Origin of the sequence: Methanosarcina mangrovi, assembly GCF_052057765.1 — an archaeon.
Taxonomy (GTDB): Archaea; Halobacteriota; Methanosarcinia; order Methanosarcinales; family Methanosarcinaceae; genus Methanosarcina.
Genome location: NZ_CP195120.1, coordinates 1,952,320 through 1,968,991 on the forward strand (window position 1 = coordinate 1,952,320; position 16,672 = coordinate 1,968,991).

At 43.3% G+C, this 16,672-nt stretch carries 13 protein-coding genes; 9 read left to right on the forward strand and 4 right to left on the reverse strand.

Annotated features, from left to right (window positions below):
* Window positions 1-159: 159 nt before the first annotated feature.
* The gene (locus ACSAZL_RS08885) at window positions 160-1,626 is read right to left on the reverse strand and encodes a vWA domain-containing protein (protein WP_440948322.1); all 1,467 of its coding nucleotides are present in this window, start codon (window positions 1,624-1,626) and stop codon (window positions 160-162) included.
* Window positions 1,627-1,675: 49 nt separating this feature from the next.
* On the opposite strand from ACSAZL_RS08885, the gene ACSAZL_RS08890 reads away from it, so the two are divergent.
* Complete coding sequence (locus ACSAZL_RS08890; protein ID WP_440948323.1) at window positions 1,676-1,849, forward strand: hypothetical protein; 174 nt, start codon at window positions 1,676-1,678, stop codon at window positions 1,847-1,849.
* Here ACSAZL_RS08890 and ACSAZL_RS08895 read toward each other — a convergent pair.
* Window positions 1,842-3,389, reverse strand: coding sequence for an AAA family ATPase (locus tag ACSAZL_RS08895; protein ID WP_440948821.1), 1,548 nt, complete (start codon window positions 3,387-3,389; stop codon window positions 1,842-1,844). The two genes, ACSAZL_RS08890 and ACSAZL_RS08895, sit on opposite strands and share 8 nt — an antisense overlap.
* A 512-nt stretch (window positions 3,390-3,901) precedes the next feature.
* Between ACSAZL_RS08895 and ACSAZL_RS08900 the strand changes: the two genes are divergently transcribed.
* The 8 genes from ACSAZL_RS08900 to ACSAZL_RS08935 all read left to right on the forward strand — a co-directional run bounded on the left by ACSAZL_RS08900 (window position 3,902) and on the right by ACSAZL_RS08935 (window position 14,071).
* Entirely contained in the window at window positions 3,902-5,476 is a 1,575-nt protein-coding gene (locus ACSAZL_RS08900; protein ID WP_440948324.1) for a right-handed parallel beta-helix repeat-containing protein, read from the forward strand.
* Between the two features lie 990 nt (window positions 5,477-6,466).
* Complete coding sequence (locus ACSAZL_RS08905; protein ID WP_440948325.1) at window positions 6,467-6,952, forward strand: MarR family winged helix-turn-helix transcriptional regulator; 486 nt, start codon at window positions 6,467-6,469, stop codon at window positions 6,950-6,952.
* Window positions 6,953-7,068: 116 nt separating this feature from the next.
* Window positions 7,069-7,428, forward strand: coding sequence for a TrmB family transcriptional regulator (locus ACSAZL_RS08910; protein ID WP_440948326.1), 360 nt, complete (start codon window positions 7,069-7,071; stop codon window positions 7,426-7,428).
* Between the two features lie 310 nt (window positions 7,429-7,738).
* A complete protein-coding gene (locus tag ACSAZL_RS08915) occupies window positions 7,739-10,087 on the forward strand; it encodes a hydrophobe/amphiphile efflux-3 (HAE3) family transporter (RefSeq protein WP_440948327.1) in 2,349 nt (782 codons plus the stop codon).
* 152 nt (window positions 10,088-10,239) lie between these two features.
* A complete protein-coding gene (locus ACSAZL_RS08920) occupies window positions 10,240-11,721 on the forward strand; it encodes a TrkH family potassium uptake protein (RefSeq protein ID WP_440948328.1) in 1,482 nt (493 codons plus the stop codon).
* A 128-nt stretch (window positions 11,722-11,849) separates the two neighbouring features.
* A complete protein-coding gene (locus tag ACSAZL_RS08925; protein WP_440948329.1) occupies window positions 11,850-12,500 on the forward strand; it encodes a potassium channel family protein in 651 nt (216 codons plus the stop codon).
* Window positions 12,501-13,117: 617 nt separating this feature from the next.
* Complete coding sequence (locus tag ACSAZL_RS08930) at window positions 13,118-13,594, forward strand: MarR family winged helix-turn-helix transcriptional regulator (protein ID WP_440948330.1); 477 nt, start codon at window positions 13,118-13,120, stop codon at window positions 13,592-13,594.
* A 117-nt stretch (window positions 13,595-13,711) separates the two neighbouring features.
* Window positions 13,712-14,071, forward strand: a complete 360-nt coding sequence (locus ACSAZL_RS08935; RefSeq protein ID WP_440948331.1) for a TrmB family transcriptional regulator — start codon at window positions 13,712-13,714, stop codon at window positions 14,069-14,071.
* A gap of 881 nt (window positions 14,072-14,952) precedes the next feature.
* Here the strand turns inward: ACSAZL_RS08935 and ACSAZL_RS08940 are convergent.
* Window positions 14,953-15,996 (reverse strand): hypothetical protein, encoded by a 1,044-nt coding sequence (locus ACSAZL_RS08940; RefSeq protein ID WP_440948332.1) that lies wholly within the window; start codon window positions 15,994-15,996, stop codon window positions 14,953-14,955.
* A 118-nt stretch (window positions 15,997-16,114) separates the two neighbouring features.
* Complete coding sequence (locus tag ACSAZL_RS08945; protein WP_440948333.1) at window positions 16,115-16,672, reverse strand: GyrI-like domain-containing protein; 558 nt, start codon at window positions 16,670-16,672, stop codon at window positions 16,115-16,117.

Genomic DNA, 16,672 nt, shown 5'->3' on the forward strand with positions numbered 1-16,672 from the left:
TCACGTAAAAAAAGCAGGTCCGGCTCTTTTCGTTTTCTATTTTTTATTCATTATCCGTGCGGGAAAATCACCGTATTTCTACTCAGCTTCCCTTGTCTCACATTTCATCGTTCTCAGTTTCCCTGGCCTCAAGTTTTGTTAGTCTCAGCTTCCCTGGTCTCACGTTTTGTTAGTCTCAGCTTCCCTGGTCTCACACTTTATCAGTTTTACTCTTCCGCCCGAGCCCTCATGGTCCTGCTCCATCTCCACAATATATGTATAATCCGAGATCTGCGAAAGTCCACCTGCTCCACTACCTCCTACGATCAGCGAGTAGACCTTTGCATTGTATTTCTTTTTTGCTTCTTCCCAGCGGGCAAGGACGAGCTCGTCAGAGATTTCGGACTTTCCGTCGGTAATGAAAAGCAGGTCTGCACCCTGAAAGTCCTTTTCCTTAAGGGATTTGAGGCCTGAAGCAAGCGCGGTGTTGAAATCCGTCCCGCCGCCGAAGGTATAGAGCAGGAAGTTCAGGAACCTCTCAGACATCTTTTTCCTGCTGCTGAGTTCGATTTCCAGGTGCTGGCTGGTGGAGGCAAAAAGGATGACCTTCATGTCCCGCTGCTGGGCAAGTATAAGCTTTGCCATGGCAAGCACGGCAGACTTGGCAAGGGTCTGGGGAGTCCCGTGCATGGAACCCGAGGTATCAACGAGAGTGATCATGGGTCCTCTTGGTTTTATCCTGGGGGGGCCTGTATAATGTTTCCCGAGCAACTGGTAGCTCAGGAGTTTTCCTTCAAGCATATCAGCATAGAATTTCCGCTTCAGAGCCGGGTTGAGGAGCTTTGCGGCTTCCATGGGCAGGAGGTTATTTATCGAGTCTGAAAAGCGAACAGTCTGGATCCTGTTTTTCCCGAAAGGAGAATAGCGGATACGGTCAGATGGGGGGTCAAACTCCCGCCTGCCTATAAAGTTTACGATTCTTCTCAGGTCAGGGTTTTTTTCAAAAAAAGCTGAGTAATTTTTCAGCATCTTAAGCTGGACGTAAAAAGGCTCTTTTTTAAGCTCCTTTACGGAATAACTCCAGCTTCTTCCCGGGAAAAGAAGGGCAAGAGTATCGAAAAGATCCAGGTTTTCTTCCATTTCGGAGATAAACTCCCGCATTCTGGAGTAGAGACCTTCCAGCATCCCGTCAAGAAAATTCTGGCATCCATCCTTCTGCATGAAATTGAGGACAGCTTCGTAAATGTCGGAATTTCCGGAAACCGGCTCAGGTCGCTGAACATTCCGGGCTACCAGGTTCTCGGGATTCCCACCTGCCCAGAGGAGGAGGGTTTGTTTAAGGATTTGTTCAAACTCCCTGAGGATGGCTTCGGTTTCGGCATCAAGCCTCGTAAACAGGTCTTTTTCCGAGCCTCTTTCCCTGGCTGCTGAAATATGCTCCATAAGATTGTAGATCAGAGGCAGAAGCAGTTTCAGGCATGCAATTCCAGCTCCGTGGCTTCTTTTTGCTATCCTCTGAAGCCCGGGCCATGGCCTTGAGTTTCTCAGGGTAAGAAAGATCGGGTAAAATGCCCCGAAAATTCCTATGAACCTTTCAGCATCTTTTATCTCATACGGCTGCTCAAAGAGGATTTCAAGGGCAATCACTTCGGCTATTTTCTCGCGCAGAGGGCGGGGAATCGTGCGGGGGTAAGCAATGGTGCTTCTCAGTTCCCCTTCCAGCAGGGAAGCTGCCTGTCTCTGGACGGAAAGGGCCTCTTGCCAGAGCCTGTTTCTGGAAAAAAAAGAGTATGACTCAGAAGAGGCTCTGTCAGGGCTGGTCAGAAAACCGGTCGAATCTTCCGTATCAACACCTCATTTGGTCATCTGAGCTTGAATCTGGATCCGAGCCCTTTCATAAAGCCACTGGCATTGTTACCTGAATCCGGGACCTGTACTTTTGCTTCCATTTTTGCGGCATGGGTGTCGGAAGAGTCAAAATCTCCTGATTTTGCAGACTTGAACTCTCCGGACCTTAATTCTTTATGCTGCAAACCCAGCAGCTCTTCGATTTCGCCTATCAGGGCTTCTGTTCCGGAAAGCTGTGCACTTCCTGTGTCATGCAGGAGCAGGGCTTCGTTTCTGTCAGGGGTTGAAAGCCAGATGTTTGCATCCATAAGATTTCTGAGCAGTTCCTTTTCTTCCTCAAGCCTCTGTTTTACTCGATTTACTCTACCGGCCAGGTTTTCGAATTCCTTTTCAAAAATCTCTCTCTGGCTTTTGGACAGGGTATTTTTCTTCCCTGAACGTTCGTGGAGAGAATCAATTTCTCTCACCAGGTTCTCATAAGGATAAATCCTCGAATTTCCTTCCTGTTTCAGAGTATAGCTGTGGTTCGGGCAGGCAGTATGGTGGAGCTCCAGCTTTTCCCGAAGCTGGAATTCTTCTCCGCAACTGTCGCAGATGATTCCAACGGGAAGTTCGTTTTTCAGGGCGATATTAAGGGCTGTTTTCAGGTCCTCAGCATCCAGGCGGAGTTTTTCGGTATTTGTCCCGCCGGAAACAACGAGTTTGAAAACTGTTTTTCGGATGGTTTCCCGCTCTTCGGGCAGGTTCCAGAGCATGTGCTGGAGCAAAAGGACCATTGTCCTGTCAACAGCCGGACAGCCGCTGCTGCAGGCTGCAACCTTCAGGACCTGCACGATTCTTTTCCAGCGCCTGTCCGAAATCTCGATTTCCTGCAGCTGGAGGTTTTTCCGGAGTTCCGTGATTATAACTTCAACATCAGGATCAACAGGCAGGGAGTTTGAGCTTTTGCGGAGCTTTTCAATTTCTGAAACCTGCATACTCGCAGCAGGTTTAAAGTCCTCAGGTGCTCTGAAAAGGAGATTTTTAAAGTTTTCATCGTCCTGGATATATGAGAGCCTGTACCTGAACAGGAAACGGTCATAAAGCGCTTCCAGGCTTTCGTCCTCTTCCGGAAGTTCGTTCGAAGCCCCGAAGACCGAGAGCAGGGGGACATCGACTATTTCCCTTCCGTTATGGTATTTTCTTTCGTTCAGGATGGTCAGGAGGCTGTTAAGGATTGCGCTGCTCGCCTTAAAGATCTCGTCCAGCAAAGCAATATGGGCTGTCGGGAGGCAACCGTTTATGTTTCTCCTGAACTCGTCTTCTTCAAGGGCTTTTAAGGAGAGAGGCCCGAAGATCTCTTCAGGGGTTGAAAAGCTTGTTAAAAGGTAATTAAAGAAGTTCCCGCCTTCAATCGTCTGGCAGATGCTTCGGGCAAGCTGGGTTTTGGCTGTGCCGGGGGGGCCCAGAAAGAGCAGATTTTCGCCTGAAAGGACAGCAAGGAGGGAGCCACTTATTTCGGCTTCACGTTCTTTGAAGTAGTCTGCAAATTCTGACTTTATCTCAATAAGAGTTTCTTTCAGATTAAGGCCTCCCGCTTTTGTAATAGTTACGAGATATTTCCAGTTATGCGATAATTTAAGTTACAAGATGGTTTAAGTTATGAGATAGTTCCGGGATAAAAGAGTTTTTCGAATGCTGTTTTCGGTCTGTTTTCTAAGTTTTTAGCCTGATTCTATTTTAAGGCTTGCAATTATGTTCTTCTCTTGATTTTTTTCTATCGAATTTCGCTTTGAGAGAGCTAAGTATAACTGAATTATAGATCTTCTTACCCATCCAACCTTATTCACGTACTGCTTCCTGCTTTCTGCACTCGATGAAGATCTGCCTATGGGCTCTCAGAGAAAATTCAAAATTTCAAAAACAAGTCTAATTTATGTCTAACTCGATTATATTAAAAAAAGTTTAAGTATCATTCTCTATATCTTCTATATTGAATAGTAAAAAAATTAATACTGTGCATCTTAAAATTTGCCCTTAATAGGTAAACTATTCATCGGCAGTTATTTTCATAAAAGCAAAAGGGGTTGATATTATGGGGATATTCCGGAAAATTATTCGGGCGGTGGCTGCTTTATCCTTCATTGCACTGGCATGCGGGACTGCTGCTGCCGATACTCTGACTGTGGACGCTAATGGAGGAGCGGATTTTACTTCGATACAGGAAGCAGTGGACTTTGCAAAAGAAGGGGATAAGATTCTTGTTATGCCCGGCAAATATATTGAAAATGTGAACATCGGGAAACATCTTACTGTTATTTCAGGAACAGGGGTTCCGGAAGAAACGGTTGTTGAGGCTGCAGACACAGAAGATCACGTTTTTCATATCAGTGCAGATAACGTCAATGTTAGCGGCTTTACTCTTCGGGGAGCAAAATATGAAGAAAACCTTATTGCCGGGATTTACCTCGACAATGTCCAGAACTGCATAGTCCAGGGAAATATTCTGTCGGGCAACTACTATGGAATTTACCTTAAAAAGTCACGTAAAAATGTACTGAGAGAAAATACTGCTTCCGATAACAAGTACGGCCTTATTCTCTGCGTATCCAGCGGCGAAAACGTACTCAGAAAGAACAGGGTTTCGGACAACTACTATGGGGTGTACCTTGAAAACGCTTGCAATAACAATACCCTCACAGGAAATATTGTTTACTCAAGCCGGGAAAACGGAGTTATGGTAGCCTCTTCCAGCTGTACCTATATAAGTGACAATAATATTTCAGCAAACCAGAAGGCAGGCATCAAACTGGATAGTTCCAGGGGTAACTGTCTGTCCAATAATTCGGTATCAAATTGTGAAAGGGGAATTTTTATTGTCATTTCAGGCGATAACCGGATAACTGGAAATTCGGTTAAGTCAAACAGCGTGTGCGGCCTGCAGCTTGGAGGCAGTGCGGAGCGCAATATCGTCGAAGAGAACAGTTTTTACGGAAACAAGGACGGTATATTCGTAGCTTATTCTGCCCGCTATAATACGGTTGCCGGTAACTCCGTATTGAATAACAGCAAGGGAATTTACCTCCTTGGGCACAGTGACTACAATGAAATACTGGAAAATAACGTATGTTCGAATTCCTTTGGTTTCTATGTGGAGAACTGTAAAGAAAACGTGCTGAGCAGCAACGTGGTGACCGATAACACCGAAAGTGGTATCCTGCTCACCGAGAGTTTTGACAACTCTATTTACAATAATTATTTCAATAACACAGAGAACGCAGTTGAAGATAAAACCAATATCTGGAACGGCACGAAAACAGCAGGTACAAACATAGCAGGGGGTTCATATATGGGAGGTAACTGCTGGGCAACACCTGATGGAGATGGTTTTTCCAGAATCTGTGAGGATACTGATGGCGATGGAATATGCGATTCTTCTTATTTGATCGGGGATTCTGATTCCGATGAGCTTGCACTTATTTACAGCCCGGCCGTCGAGTCGCTCTACCAGAAAAAAGTGATTACTCCAAAAACTGTTGAAAATGTTAACAAATCAAGAAGAGCCAGTTTGGAAGAGGAAGATACGGAGAAATCCCCGTTGGGATTTGCTTATCCTGCCGGTATTTTGCTGATCGCCTTCTTGATCTCAGGCAGAAAAAGAAAAAAATGAAAGATATGACTTTAATGCAATAAAGGAAAAACATAAAGGAAAAACATTATACTTTTTCAGGTTCATGTCCTCTCTTTTTCCCTTATTTTTTATCCCGTAAGTATCATTTTAATTTTTGTAGAGCTTTATTGAATTTCCTTAACTGGTTAATTGATTCCAGGACACGGCAGGAAATATCTCCTTTTTCTCCTCCTGTACCGTACCAGGTCTGGGCCGGTCGGTCAGTCTGGTAAAACAATCTGCAAACCAATACCGCAATTAAGAGAAACAATATGTTGAATAAATGTTCCCGAAGACCAGAGGATGCTTTTCTTAACACCGAAAACCAATTATTAATTTCATGTATATATCAGCGCCTCCGCCAGCTTCTGGCGGCCCTTCTCAAAAGTAAAAATAAAGCAAAACGATTTGAAAGAGAGACGAGATCGAAATTTCTGCTGATCTGATCTTTTAGGACCTTTTTCTTACTCATAAATGTTTCCAGCATCTTTCACTTTCTGACTTTTATTTGCTTTCTTTTCTTCTTTTTTACGGGAAAGCCCGCTCTCCTGCGTCTATTTATTTTACCATTCTTTTAAGTTGGTCCGCTTGAGCTCAGCTTACTTCTGGACTCATAAATAGTCTGCTTGAGCGCAGCTCATTACTATATCCCCAAATTTGCCCTCTTGAGCGAAGCGAAAAGGGCGGCGTACTGCAGAGCCGCAACTCTGCCGAAACAGACCGCGTACTTCCGAGTCTCAATTCGGGAACCGAAGCGAGTGAAAAGAATCGCAGTCGAATTTTCGGGAAATTGTTATATTTTAGGGCAAATTCTTGAAAACGCAAGCAAATTTTGTTGATGGATATTTTTAAATAGTATTGTGTCATCTCGATTATCACAGCTTTGTTGATTTTGCATCAATCTGTATTCAAACTATCCACATATTAACCATTGAAATTTCATCAATTGAAATCTCAACTATTGCTGTTTTGTAGCTCCCTGGAGGAAACATGGACCCTGAATGCACTAGAAAAGTAAGGTTGATAAACCTCGAATTTCGGGCACTTTATAATAAAATATTTGAAGATCGGTTTTTCCACAAAATAGCCGCCTCTCAAAACGCCGAACTCAAGGAACTTAACAAAAACCAGCCTCTCGTTATCATGTTGATAGGAATGGAAAAGGAAATCATGCCCTCTACAATCGGGACTTATATGGGTATGGACCGGAGCAGCCTTTCGAGAATGGTGGATTCCCTGGAAGAAAAAGGGTTTGTCCGGAGAAAAAACGATCCTGAAGACCGGAGAAAAGTCCTTGTTTCCCTAACCGAAAAAGGTGAGAGGTGCTACGAGTTCCTGAATAAAATCTCTGAGGAGATGGCTGCCGAGATCCTTGGACTGGGTGAAGAGCAGGATTTCAGGGATTTTGAAAAGAGCCTTGAAACAATGTTGAGAGTCCTGAGAAAAATCGATTCTGCAATGGAAAGCAAAAAATGAGCCCGGGACCGGAAGCTTCGAAATCGGGGCCCTAAATGGAGCATCAATACTAACATGAGATTATACCGAAACAATGCAAAACTTTCGTTTTTAACTTCTTTTCATGAGGAGAAAGCATGACTCTGAAACTTATTACTAATCTGCAGAAACTTGGCTTTACTGAAAATGAAGCCAAGATTTATGCTACCCTTGTTTGTATGAAAATGGCAACTGCAAGGGAAATCTATGAGACGAGCGGGGTCCCCAGACCCAAGGTGTACAAAGTCCTGAGGGGGATGGAAGAGAAAGGATACGTACGGATAACCGAAGGGGAGCCAATCCGTTTCAGCTGCATACGTCCTGAGGAACTGATCTCAAAGATCAGGACCGACTTTTTGCTCTCCCTGAACGAAATCTTCTGTGGGCTCCATGCCCTGAGCCCTGAAGGGAAAGCCCTCAGTTCCGGAGAATCTGCGGAACTCGGGATGGGGTGTTAAAACGATTTCAGGGCAGTTTTCCGATTCTGCTCAGACTATTTCTGCATCAAAATCAATCCTGCAAGCCGTTATTATGCTACATTTGTCACGGGATTGTATTCAAAAAACTGGATGAAAAATTAACTGAAAACTGATAGGTTGGAAATGAAGTGGCTGGAAAACAAACCTTACTTAAAAACAAACCTTACTTAAAAGCAAACTCTACTGAAAAACGGACCTGACTGAAAAACAAGCCTCCTAAGGGGGATTCCTTATAAAAAACGTCTTTGAAAAACTGGGAATTTTTATTCTGAACAACCGTCCCTTCATAATGGCTGTCGTGCTTTTGCTGGTTCTGCTATCTTTTCAGGGTGCCCAATATATTGAAATGGCATCCGGAACCGAGACCCAGGTATCAAAAGATTCGCAGCTGTACAAGGACTATGACCACCTCTTTCTAAACACTTTCAGTACAGAGAGCGTCATTGTGATGGTTGAAGGAAACGATGTGAAAACCGAGGACGTCGTGAAAGCTGCCGACAGGCTGGGGCAGCAGGCTCTGCTGGTTCCGGGAGTCACCAAGGTTTCAAGTGCTGCATCCATAATGAAGCAAATTAACTATGCTGAGTCCGGCAGGTCAAAAATCCCGGATTCGGATAGGGAAGTCCGGGATTTGATTGAGAGCTACCCGGAATATTTTGAGAGTCTTGTACTTGATGAAACCCACACGCTTATAATTATCCAGATCGAAGGGAGCAGTACTAACCAGCAGAAGGAAGACATTATTAATAATATTGAAATAACGCTAGGAGAAGTTGATTTTCCTCCCGGCTACAAACTGACTGTTACAGGCAGCCCTTCTCTGAGGCTTGACATTGAGAGCGAAATGGGAGCCAGTATGGGCGTGCTGCTAGGAATTGCAGGTATCCTGATGGTAGTCGTTCTTCTCCTGGTGTTTAAGCATGTCAGGTGGGGGCTGCTTCCACTTCCTGTTGTGCTTCTTGGAGTCCTTTTTACTTTCGGGGCAATGGGATATCTCGGCGTGCCCATGACAATGGTTTCCATGGCGGCTTTTCCGGTACTTATCGGGATAGGGATTGATTATTCAATTCAGTTCCACAACCGTATGGAAGAGGAAATTCACTGTGGCAAAACTTCTTCGCAGGCCCTTGTCTCTACGGTCAAGAATACCGCACCTGCCGTACTGATCGCGCTTGCAATGACAGCTCTAGGTTTTGTCTCGCTTTTTACTTCCGTTGTCCCCATGATCCAGGACTTTGGCAAACTCCTGCTCATCGGGGTAATCATGTGCTATCTTTCCTCGCTCTTTTTCGGGCTGGTAACTCTCTATAGTTTTGACTGGATTGCCCAGAAAAACCCGTATGGGCTGTTCAGAAAAAAAGGGGACGAAGAGGGTAAAGCAGGTGAAAATGGTAAAAACGGGCCGAAAAGCGACCTGGAAAATTCACTATGTGCAGGAAATATCCCGACTCATGAGCCCGGAGCAATTGAAAAAACCCTGAAAAAAGTTACCGGTTTTACCATCAAACACTCTTCCGTTATCCTTGTAGTTGCCTTTTTGACCTGCTGTGCAGGGCTTTATGCCGACCAGTCAATCCCCATCCAGACTGATACCAATTCCTTCATTCCTCAAGACATGCCTTCCCTGATCAACTACAAAAACATGCAGAGTCTCCTTTCGGGATCTGGAGATCACCTTAATATCATCCTGAAAGTAGACGACGCAAGTGACCCGGAACTTCTTGAGTGGATGGATGAGTTCTCCCAGCACGAAGTTACAAACAGAGGGCATGTTTACAGTGCCACAAGCATAGTGGATCTTGTAAAAGAACGAAACGGAGGAACAATTCCCGAGACTTCCGATGAAATACAGGCGATATACGACGAAATCCCCGCCAGCGAGAAAGGGGAATATATCGAAGGGGGTCAGCTGCTTCATATTGACCTGGATATAGGAACCGCCATGGCAGACCTTGAAATTACAGGCATAGAAGAGCTTCGGGACATTGTCCTAAAAGACATCCAGTGGATGCAGCCGCCCCCAGGTGTCACGGTTACAATAACTGGCAACTCTGTAGTTATCATTGATATGGTTGCCGGGCTTACAACAGGCCGAAGTATGATGACTCTGCTCGGGGTCTTCCTGGTTCTTATAGGACTCCTGGTAGTTTACCGGGACATTGTGAAGGCTCTTTCTCCAATTATCCCGATGCTGGTCGTTATCGGCTGGTCAGGCCTGGTGATGACTGCCATGGATATCGCGTATAACCCTATGACTGCAGTTATGGGCGCTCTGATACTCGGGGTCGGGTCTGAGTATTCGATTTTGATGATGGAGCGTTACTTCGAGGAAAGGGATGCAGGAATGAGTCCTGTGGATGCCATCTATCAGGCCTCATCTACTACAGGTACAGCCCTTATTGCTTCGGGTGCCACAACCGTATTTGGTTTCTCTGCCCTGATCGCCTCGCCGTTCCCGATGATTAGCAGTTTCGGGCTGGTAACGGTCATAGATGTCCTCCTGGCAATGATTGTCACCTTCGTTATTTTCCCGCCCCTGATAGTCCTGATGGACAGCCACAGGGGAAAGAAACTGGACATTTTAGAGAAATTACAGGGGCTCAGGAAAAAATGTCAGTCAGAACTTATCAATACCTGAGCAGGCAGGAGTCCTGTAAAAAATACGGCATGGAGAGGGAACTAAGACATGGAGAGAGAAATTCTCTTTTTTAATCCTCTCTCCAACCTCTCTCCAACCTCTCTTCCAGAGTGAAACAGACTTAAATAAATAAAAAAATATTACTGGCTTTTATGTATGAGCTTGTCTCTCCAGTAAACCCCCTTGCTGTCCTCAGGTACACCGGGCATCTTTTGCTGGTCTTTTCAGCAGTCCTGCTAGTCCCTGTACTTGCTGCTTTTGTTCTCGGGGAAACCGATGCAGCCATAATCTATGGGAGCAGTGCCCTTGTAACTGCAGGGACGGGTTTTTTACTCCAGAAAGTACTTCCTGACTTCGAACTTGAAATAAAAGAAGCCTTAATCCTTGCGGCTCTTACGTTCCCCCTTTGCTCGTTAGTTAGCGCAGTTCCAATGGCGCTCTCAAGCGGGATGCCCTTTCTGGACGCTTACTTTGAGTGTGTCTCGGGCCTGACAACAACCGGTCTGAGCCTTGCCCCGCCTTCTCCCACCCGGCTCTTTTTCTTTACCCGCTCCTGGCTGCAGTGGATAGGGGGAATAGGCATAATCGTGCTTGTGCTTGGAATCCTTATCCGCCCCGGGACTACGGCTTTCAGGCTTTACAGGGTAAACTTCGGGGAAAGCCGGATCCGCCCCAGTGTAATTACAACTGCCAGGACCCTTGGTACGGTTTACCTTGTCCTGACCCTCCTCTCACTGCTGCTCCTGCTCTTCAGCGGCATGCCTTTTTATGAAGCTGTCTGCCACACCTTGAGTTCTATTTCCACAGGCGGATTTTCAACGCAGGCTGCAAGCATCGGAGCGTATAAGGGCTTCATGATCCCGTTCCTGATCACGGTTTCCTGCATAATGGGTGCAATCAGTTTTTCGCTTTATCCGGAAGTCCTGAAGGAACCCGGAACGCTTGTTAGAGACCCGCAGGTAAGGTACCTGCTCGGGCTTTCCACACTAGGGACAGTCCTTTTTGCTCTAACCCTTTCGGGAGGAACGGGCGGGCTTGAAATGTTCCATATGCTACCGAATGCTGCTTTTCAAGTCATTTCAGCCCTTACAGGAGCCGGTTTTTCCACTATAGACATGGCTCCCCTTTCCGATGCTTCAAAAGGTTTTCTCAGTGCAATTATGTGCATAGGAGGTAGTATAGGTTCAACCACAGGCGGAATCAAGCTCTTCCGGCTGATTGTAATCGTGCAGCTCATAAGACTGGTCTTTTACCGCTTTTTCCTCCCAAGGGAAGCAATTACCCCTCTTAAAGTAAAATCCCAGGTGGTTGATCCTGACGATTTCTACCGAATCATGACCTATGTGCTGCTTTATTCGGCTGTGCTCGTGCTCTCGGCTTTCATTTTCATGCTTTACGGAATAAATTCGGCTGATGCTATTTTTGAGACCTCGAGCGCCCTGGCTACCGCAGGCCTGTCAACAGGTGTGACAACTCCAGGCATGCCGTCTCTGCTCAAGCTTGTGCTCTGTGCGGATATGCTGCTCGGGAGAGTGGAGATAGTTCCACTCTTAATCCTGCTCCTGCCCAGGACATGGCTTGAGAGAAACAGGAAAAACGGAGAAAAAAAGAGTCCTAAGGAACAGCCCGAATAAGATTCGGATACATAGAGGGTAAAAGAGAGAAATAAGATAAACAAATTAAGAAAAGAATAGAAAAACATAGAGATAGTCAAATAGAGAAAAAAGCTACAGGAAAGAAGTCACAGGAAAGGAAAGAAAAAATGAGAGTAATCATTATTGGAGCGAGTTCCCTTGGAATGCACCTGACCCGCACGATGATCCGGCAGGGAAATGAGGTTGTTCTTATAGAAAAGGACGAGGAAGTTGCAAGGGAGCTAGCTGAAGAGCTTGACTGCACCGTAATCAATGCCGAAGGCACCCACCCGGATATCCTTGAAAAAGCAGGAATGGACTCTACGGATGCGGTTGTAGCCTGCACCAACCATGACCAGGACAATATCCTGATAGGGCTGATCGCACAGGAAGCAGGAGTGGAAAGGGTTATTGTCAAAACCGATGATATGAAGTTTATGGAAATTGCAAAGAAGCTGGGGATCAGCTCTCCGATTAACCCGCCCCGCATCTCCTCAACAATTATTTCCGATGCCCTGCGCGGAATTGATACTATCGAGCTGAGCAACCTTATCAGGGCTGATGTTCGCGTAATCAGCTTCAGAACAGGGGAACAGCATGCTGGCAAAAGGATTTTTGAAGTCCAGTTCCCGGAAAATACCGAATGTATCGGGCTTTACAGAAACAATGACTTTATCCTTGCGCGGGAAAACCCAAGGCTTGAAGAAGGGGACGAACTTCTCATAATCACGCGTTCCGGACATATTGACAGGATTTACGAGAAACTTCGAGAAACTTAAGTCTGCAAGTCTGCATGCAGTCCTTTTCACTCTCTCCGCTCGCTCAGGAGGACTAACTTATGGTTGGAGAGCAAGCTTCACTCAAGTGGGCTCTTTGCGATTTCTCTAACCCGTACAACATTATTCGCTACATTGAACTGTTTTTGTCCGCTCGACGCAGGAGAGCGGTCTTCCCCAAAAAGACAGAAACGGAACAAATAAGATTTAAATGATAAAAGCGGTGGAAAAATAGATAAATGCAAACAAAGCTGAGTTAAATCCTACTTGACAACTAATTATTCCCACGTCTTCTTGTGTTGTTTTTCAAGTTTGTTTTTTCGTCTTCTATTTCTTTTTCCCTTTGAGAAGCCTTGCCAGAGGGTTGATGAAGGGATATTTATAAAGTGTAAATATTCCGGGAATTTTTTTCCATTTTTATGCTTTAATATGGAAATGTCGGAATATTTATATACAATCATACAGTAGTTGATTTATCAATGGTTGATATATCAATAATTATTTTTAGTATAATTGAAAACTCAACTTATTGCATGATAAATCATTATATTCTGGAAATTAAAAGCCAGTTTTTCGGGAAAGGGTTCGACGGAATCCGGTAAAAAGGGATGATAAAGGAAATGGATGAGGCAACACTTAGTAAGATAATTCTCCTGTCAATGGAAAGGGATGCTCTCGATAACCTGGTTTTTGAGCAAACTTTTCAGAAAAAAATTGCAGGCAAGTTCAGGGAACTGAGCAAGAACCAGCCTTTGGTAATTAAAATCATAGGGATCGAAGGAGAAATCATGCCTTCCACGCTTGGAAAATATACTGGTCTGGAAAAGAGCAGCCTGACGAGGATGGTTGATGATCTCGAAAAGAAAGGGATTGTTTTCAGGAAAACCGATCCCGGAGACCGGAGAAAGGTGCTTGTTTCCCTTACTGAAAAAGGGCTTGAATATTACAATTGCCTGAGCCAGATTACCACTGAAATGGCTGATGAAATCCTTCAGTTTGTTGATGATAAGGACGTTGAGGATTTTCTCCGAAGCCTTGAGACCATGGTAAAAATCCTGCGGAAAGTAGACGCCAGCCTGTCTGCAGGAGTAAGGTGAATGCTATTGGTTCTGGGAATTCTAGCTATATGAAACTATTGAGTACCCGGAGCTTTCAGATGATGGAGAGTGTCGTTTGGATCAGATCTCAGCACATGATAGAAGGAGGAAACCGGAATGACTCTTAAGCTTATTGAAAACCTGCAGAAACTGGGGTTTACCGGCAACGAAGCCAAAGTTTATGCTTCCCTCGTCTGCCTGAAGCAGGCAAAAGCAAGCGATATTGCCGAAAATTCGGGAGTTCCGAGACCCAAGATCTATGGGACTCTGAGAGGGATGGAGAAAAAAGGCTACATCTGGATAATTGAAGGCGAACCGACTCTTTTTTGCTGTGTGCAGCCAGATGTGCTCATTTTAAGGATAAGGGCGGATTTCATGCTTTCTTTAAGTGAAACCGCCAGTGAACTGAATTCCCTGTCTCCGGGAAGCAACAGCTTTGCTTCAGAAAGTTTCTATGGAGAACAGATAAGGGTCTGAAAAGAAGAGAAGGAGAAAAAATTTTTTAACCTATGTAAATTTTTTCAAGTCTGTTGTGTTTCTCAATATCTTATATTCTCAATATCTTATGTTTCTCGGTTTCATATGTTTCGGTTCCTTGTGTTTCTTAATATCTTATGTTTTCAACTTCTAATTGCTGGACTTCAACGGACTGAAAGGAACTATTATTTATATTTTTTAAGAACTATTTGGACGCTAAAAACTTTATCCTAAAATTTATCCCACATTCCGCAGTATTTTTTCGAAAATCAATATTTTTTCTGATAGCGTTTTTGAAAAAATCAAATTAATTTGGACTTTTAATGGAACTTGGTGAAAATTGAATGATATCGTTTTTTGGTCTCTATAATACACCGTATAGCTTCTTTACCTCCTGCATAAAATTCCAATAAATCCAGTTTTATTGAAAATCGATAGCAGGAAAAATTGTGAATTTGCAAAAATTTACTGCGGAAAGTGGGTTATATCTTCCTATTTTGAAGTTTTCAATGTTTTCAATTGTACTCAGAACCGTTGCATCATCACTTTTTGAATCAATGATTGTATAGAACCAATTACCAAGGGGGCCTCTCATTTTATTTTGAGATTGATAGACTAGATAATCATCTTGTTAGTGTTGTTTTAACACCACTAATTTTTGCATGATGGTTTTTATGAAGTTGGTGAATATTCCATCAGAATAAGACACTCACTTTTGAGCCTTGAATGAGTATTTATTGCTGCTCATCATCATATTTTCCCCCTATGGGATAGAGTAGTGAGAAATTGAAAGTAGAAAAAATCAAATGCAAAAACAATTCGTCTCCGCCATTGGAATCTCTTCTCTTTAGGCAGAAAAGATCAATCATCAAAAACAGAAATTATTCCATTTTCTGTCTTTTTAAACATTCCTCGTATAGATTAATCATAAAAATCTTGAAACTTACTCTTTCCTTATATAGGGTAACCCATATTAATTGTAATGCCTGTTCGTAAGCAAAGTAAAAAAAACGAATATTTACGTCAGTAGATTTGGACTTTATACATGTTTCATCCTTAATTCTAAAACCTTCTTCCAACTTCCACCTTCTTCTGTATGAATTAATTATATGGTCAAAGTCAATTTCAGGTTGATTAGTAACGAATGCCCAGTCATAAGATTTTTCGTTTTGTTCATTGAATATTTGCTGCAACAATGATAGTGTATTTTCATTTTTTAATGTTGTTTTATCTATATCAAATTTAAACTTGGAATGTATTTTTTCTTTTTCTTTTTCTTCCATTCGAGCCAATTCATTCCTATATTTGGAAATATTGGGAACAAAAATCAAATACGGGTACTTTGAGTCGGAAAGTGTTAACATTAATTCCTTACTATAGAATCCTTTATTTAACAAAATTAAGGAAATCGATTTCAGCATTGGTTCAATAACTGTAAGACACCAAGTTATAGCATGGGCTATATTTTGTCCCATCCAGACAGGAATGGATACAAGAGGAATGTTCTGCGGAATATCTGAACTCACAATTGAACATGTTACAAACTTGAACTTTTTAGTTCCTCCATCCCTTCCTTTCCATCGAGGTATCAAAAACCCCTGAGAATTTCCATAAAAATCTTCGTCAGTATAATTAAAGGCAAGCACAACATCCTTTTCTTGAAGTTCAAACTTTGCCCCTAAAGTCTTGACAATTTCGAGGTATTCCCAGTATATATTAGAAGTCGGTACATTCTTTATTGCAAGGTGCAATGAATCTGCTTTGTTTCCAATTGTCTCAACATATGTATTAGCAATAGAAGCTTTGAGAAGGTCTTGGTTGTAATGGAAACCTGATAAAAACTTGTCGTCAGGCTTCAGTCCAAGTGAATGATCAATGAAAGCATCCAAGTTATTTAATATTAGTAAACACTGGTTTGAATCCATCGTCATAATATCACCAAATTAATTGAAGGAATATGGTGCTCCTTGAATCGATCAACTTTTGAAATATTCTCAAGCTTGCGTATTTTGCAAATATCTATCCATTATGAGGTTTCTTTCCTTAGTCTTGCTTTTTTGAGACTGGAATCCAGATTTCACTTTTCACCATTGGAATAGTTAGATCTTTATCACCTATCCATAAGATCTCAGGTCCTTCGCTTACTTGATAGTCCGAAGAGGGAAACCATTCAGAGTAAATGCGCCCCCACATGTCTTGCACGGCATCAGGAAATAACCCAGTTGTGTCAAACACAGCCCACGATGAAGCAGGGACTTCAAGTTGTGACAGGTTATCTGGTCCTTCTTTGGTTGTTGCTACACCAATATAGTGATCCAGTTCTCCCTTTTCTTCCATTCTGCCCTCTGAGAAATTTGCAGATGCATTGATAATCCCAGATGGTTCTATATTAGAGAGGGACAATAGTTCTTTTAATAATTCTTCATTCATTTGCTGCCACATTGCCTCAATTTCGGGATTTGCCCCCTGGAAGACTATACCAACTCTTTCCTTTAAACCAACTATACGAAATGCACCTTTTTCTACAATTCTAACCTTCATTTTAATCACTTCAACAAACTCAAAGATTGTATAATATATACTGGTTTCTTTTTTCAGCAT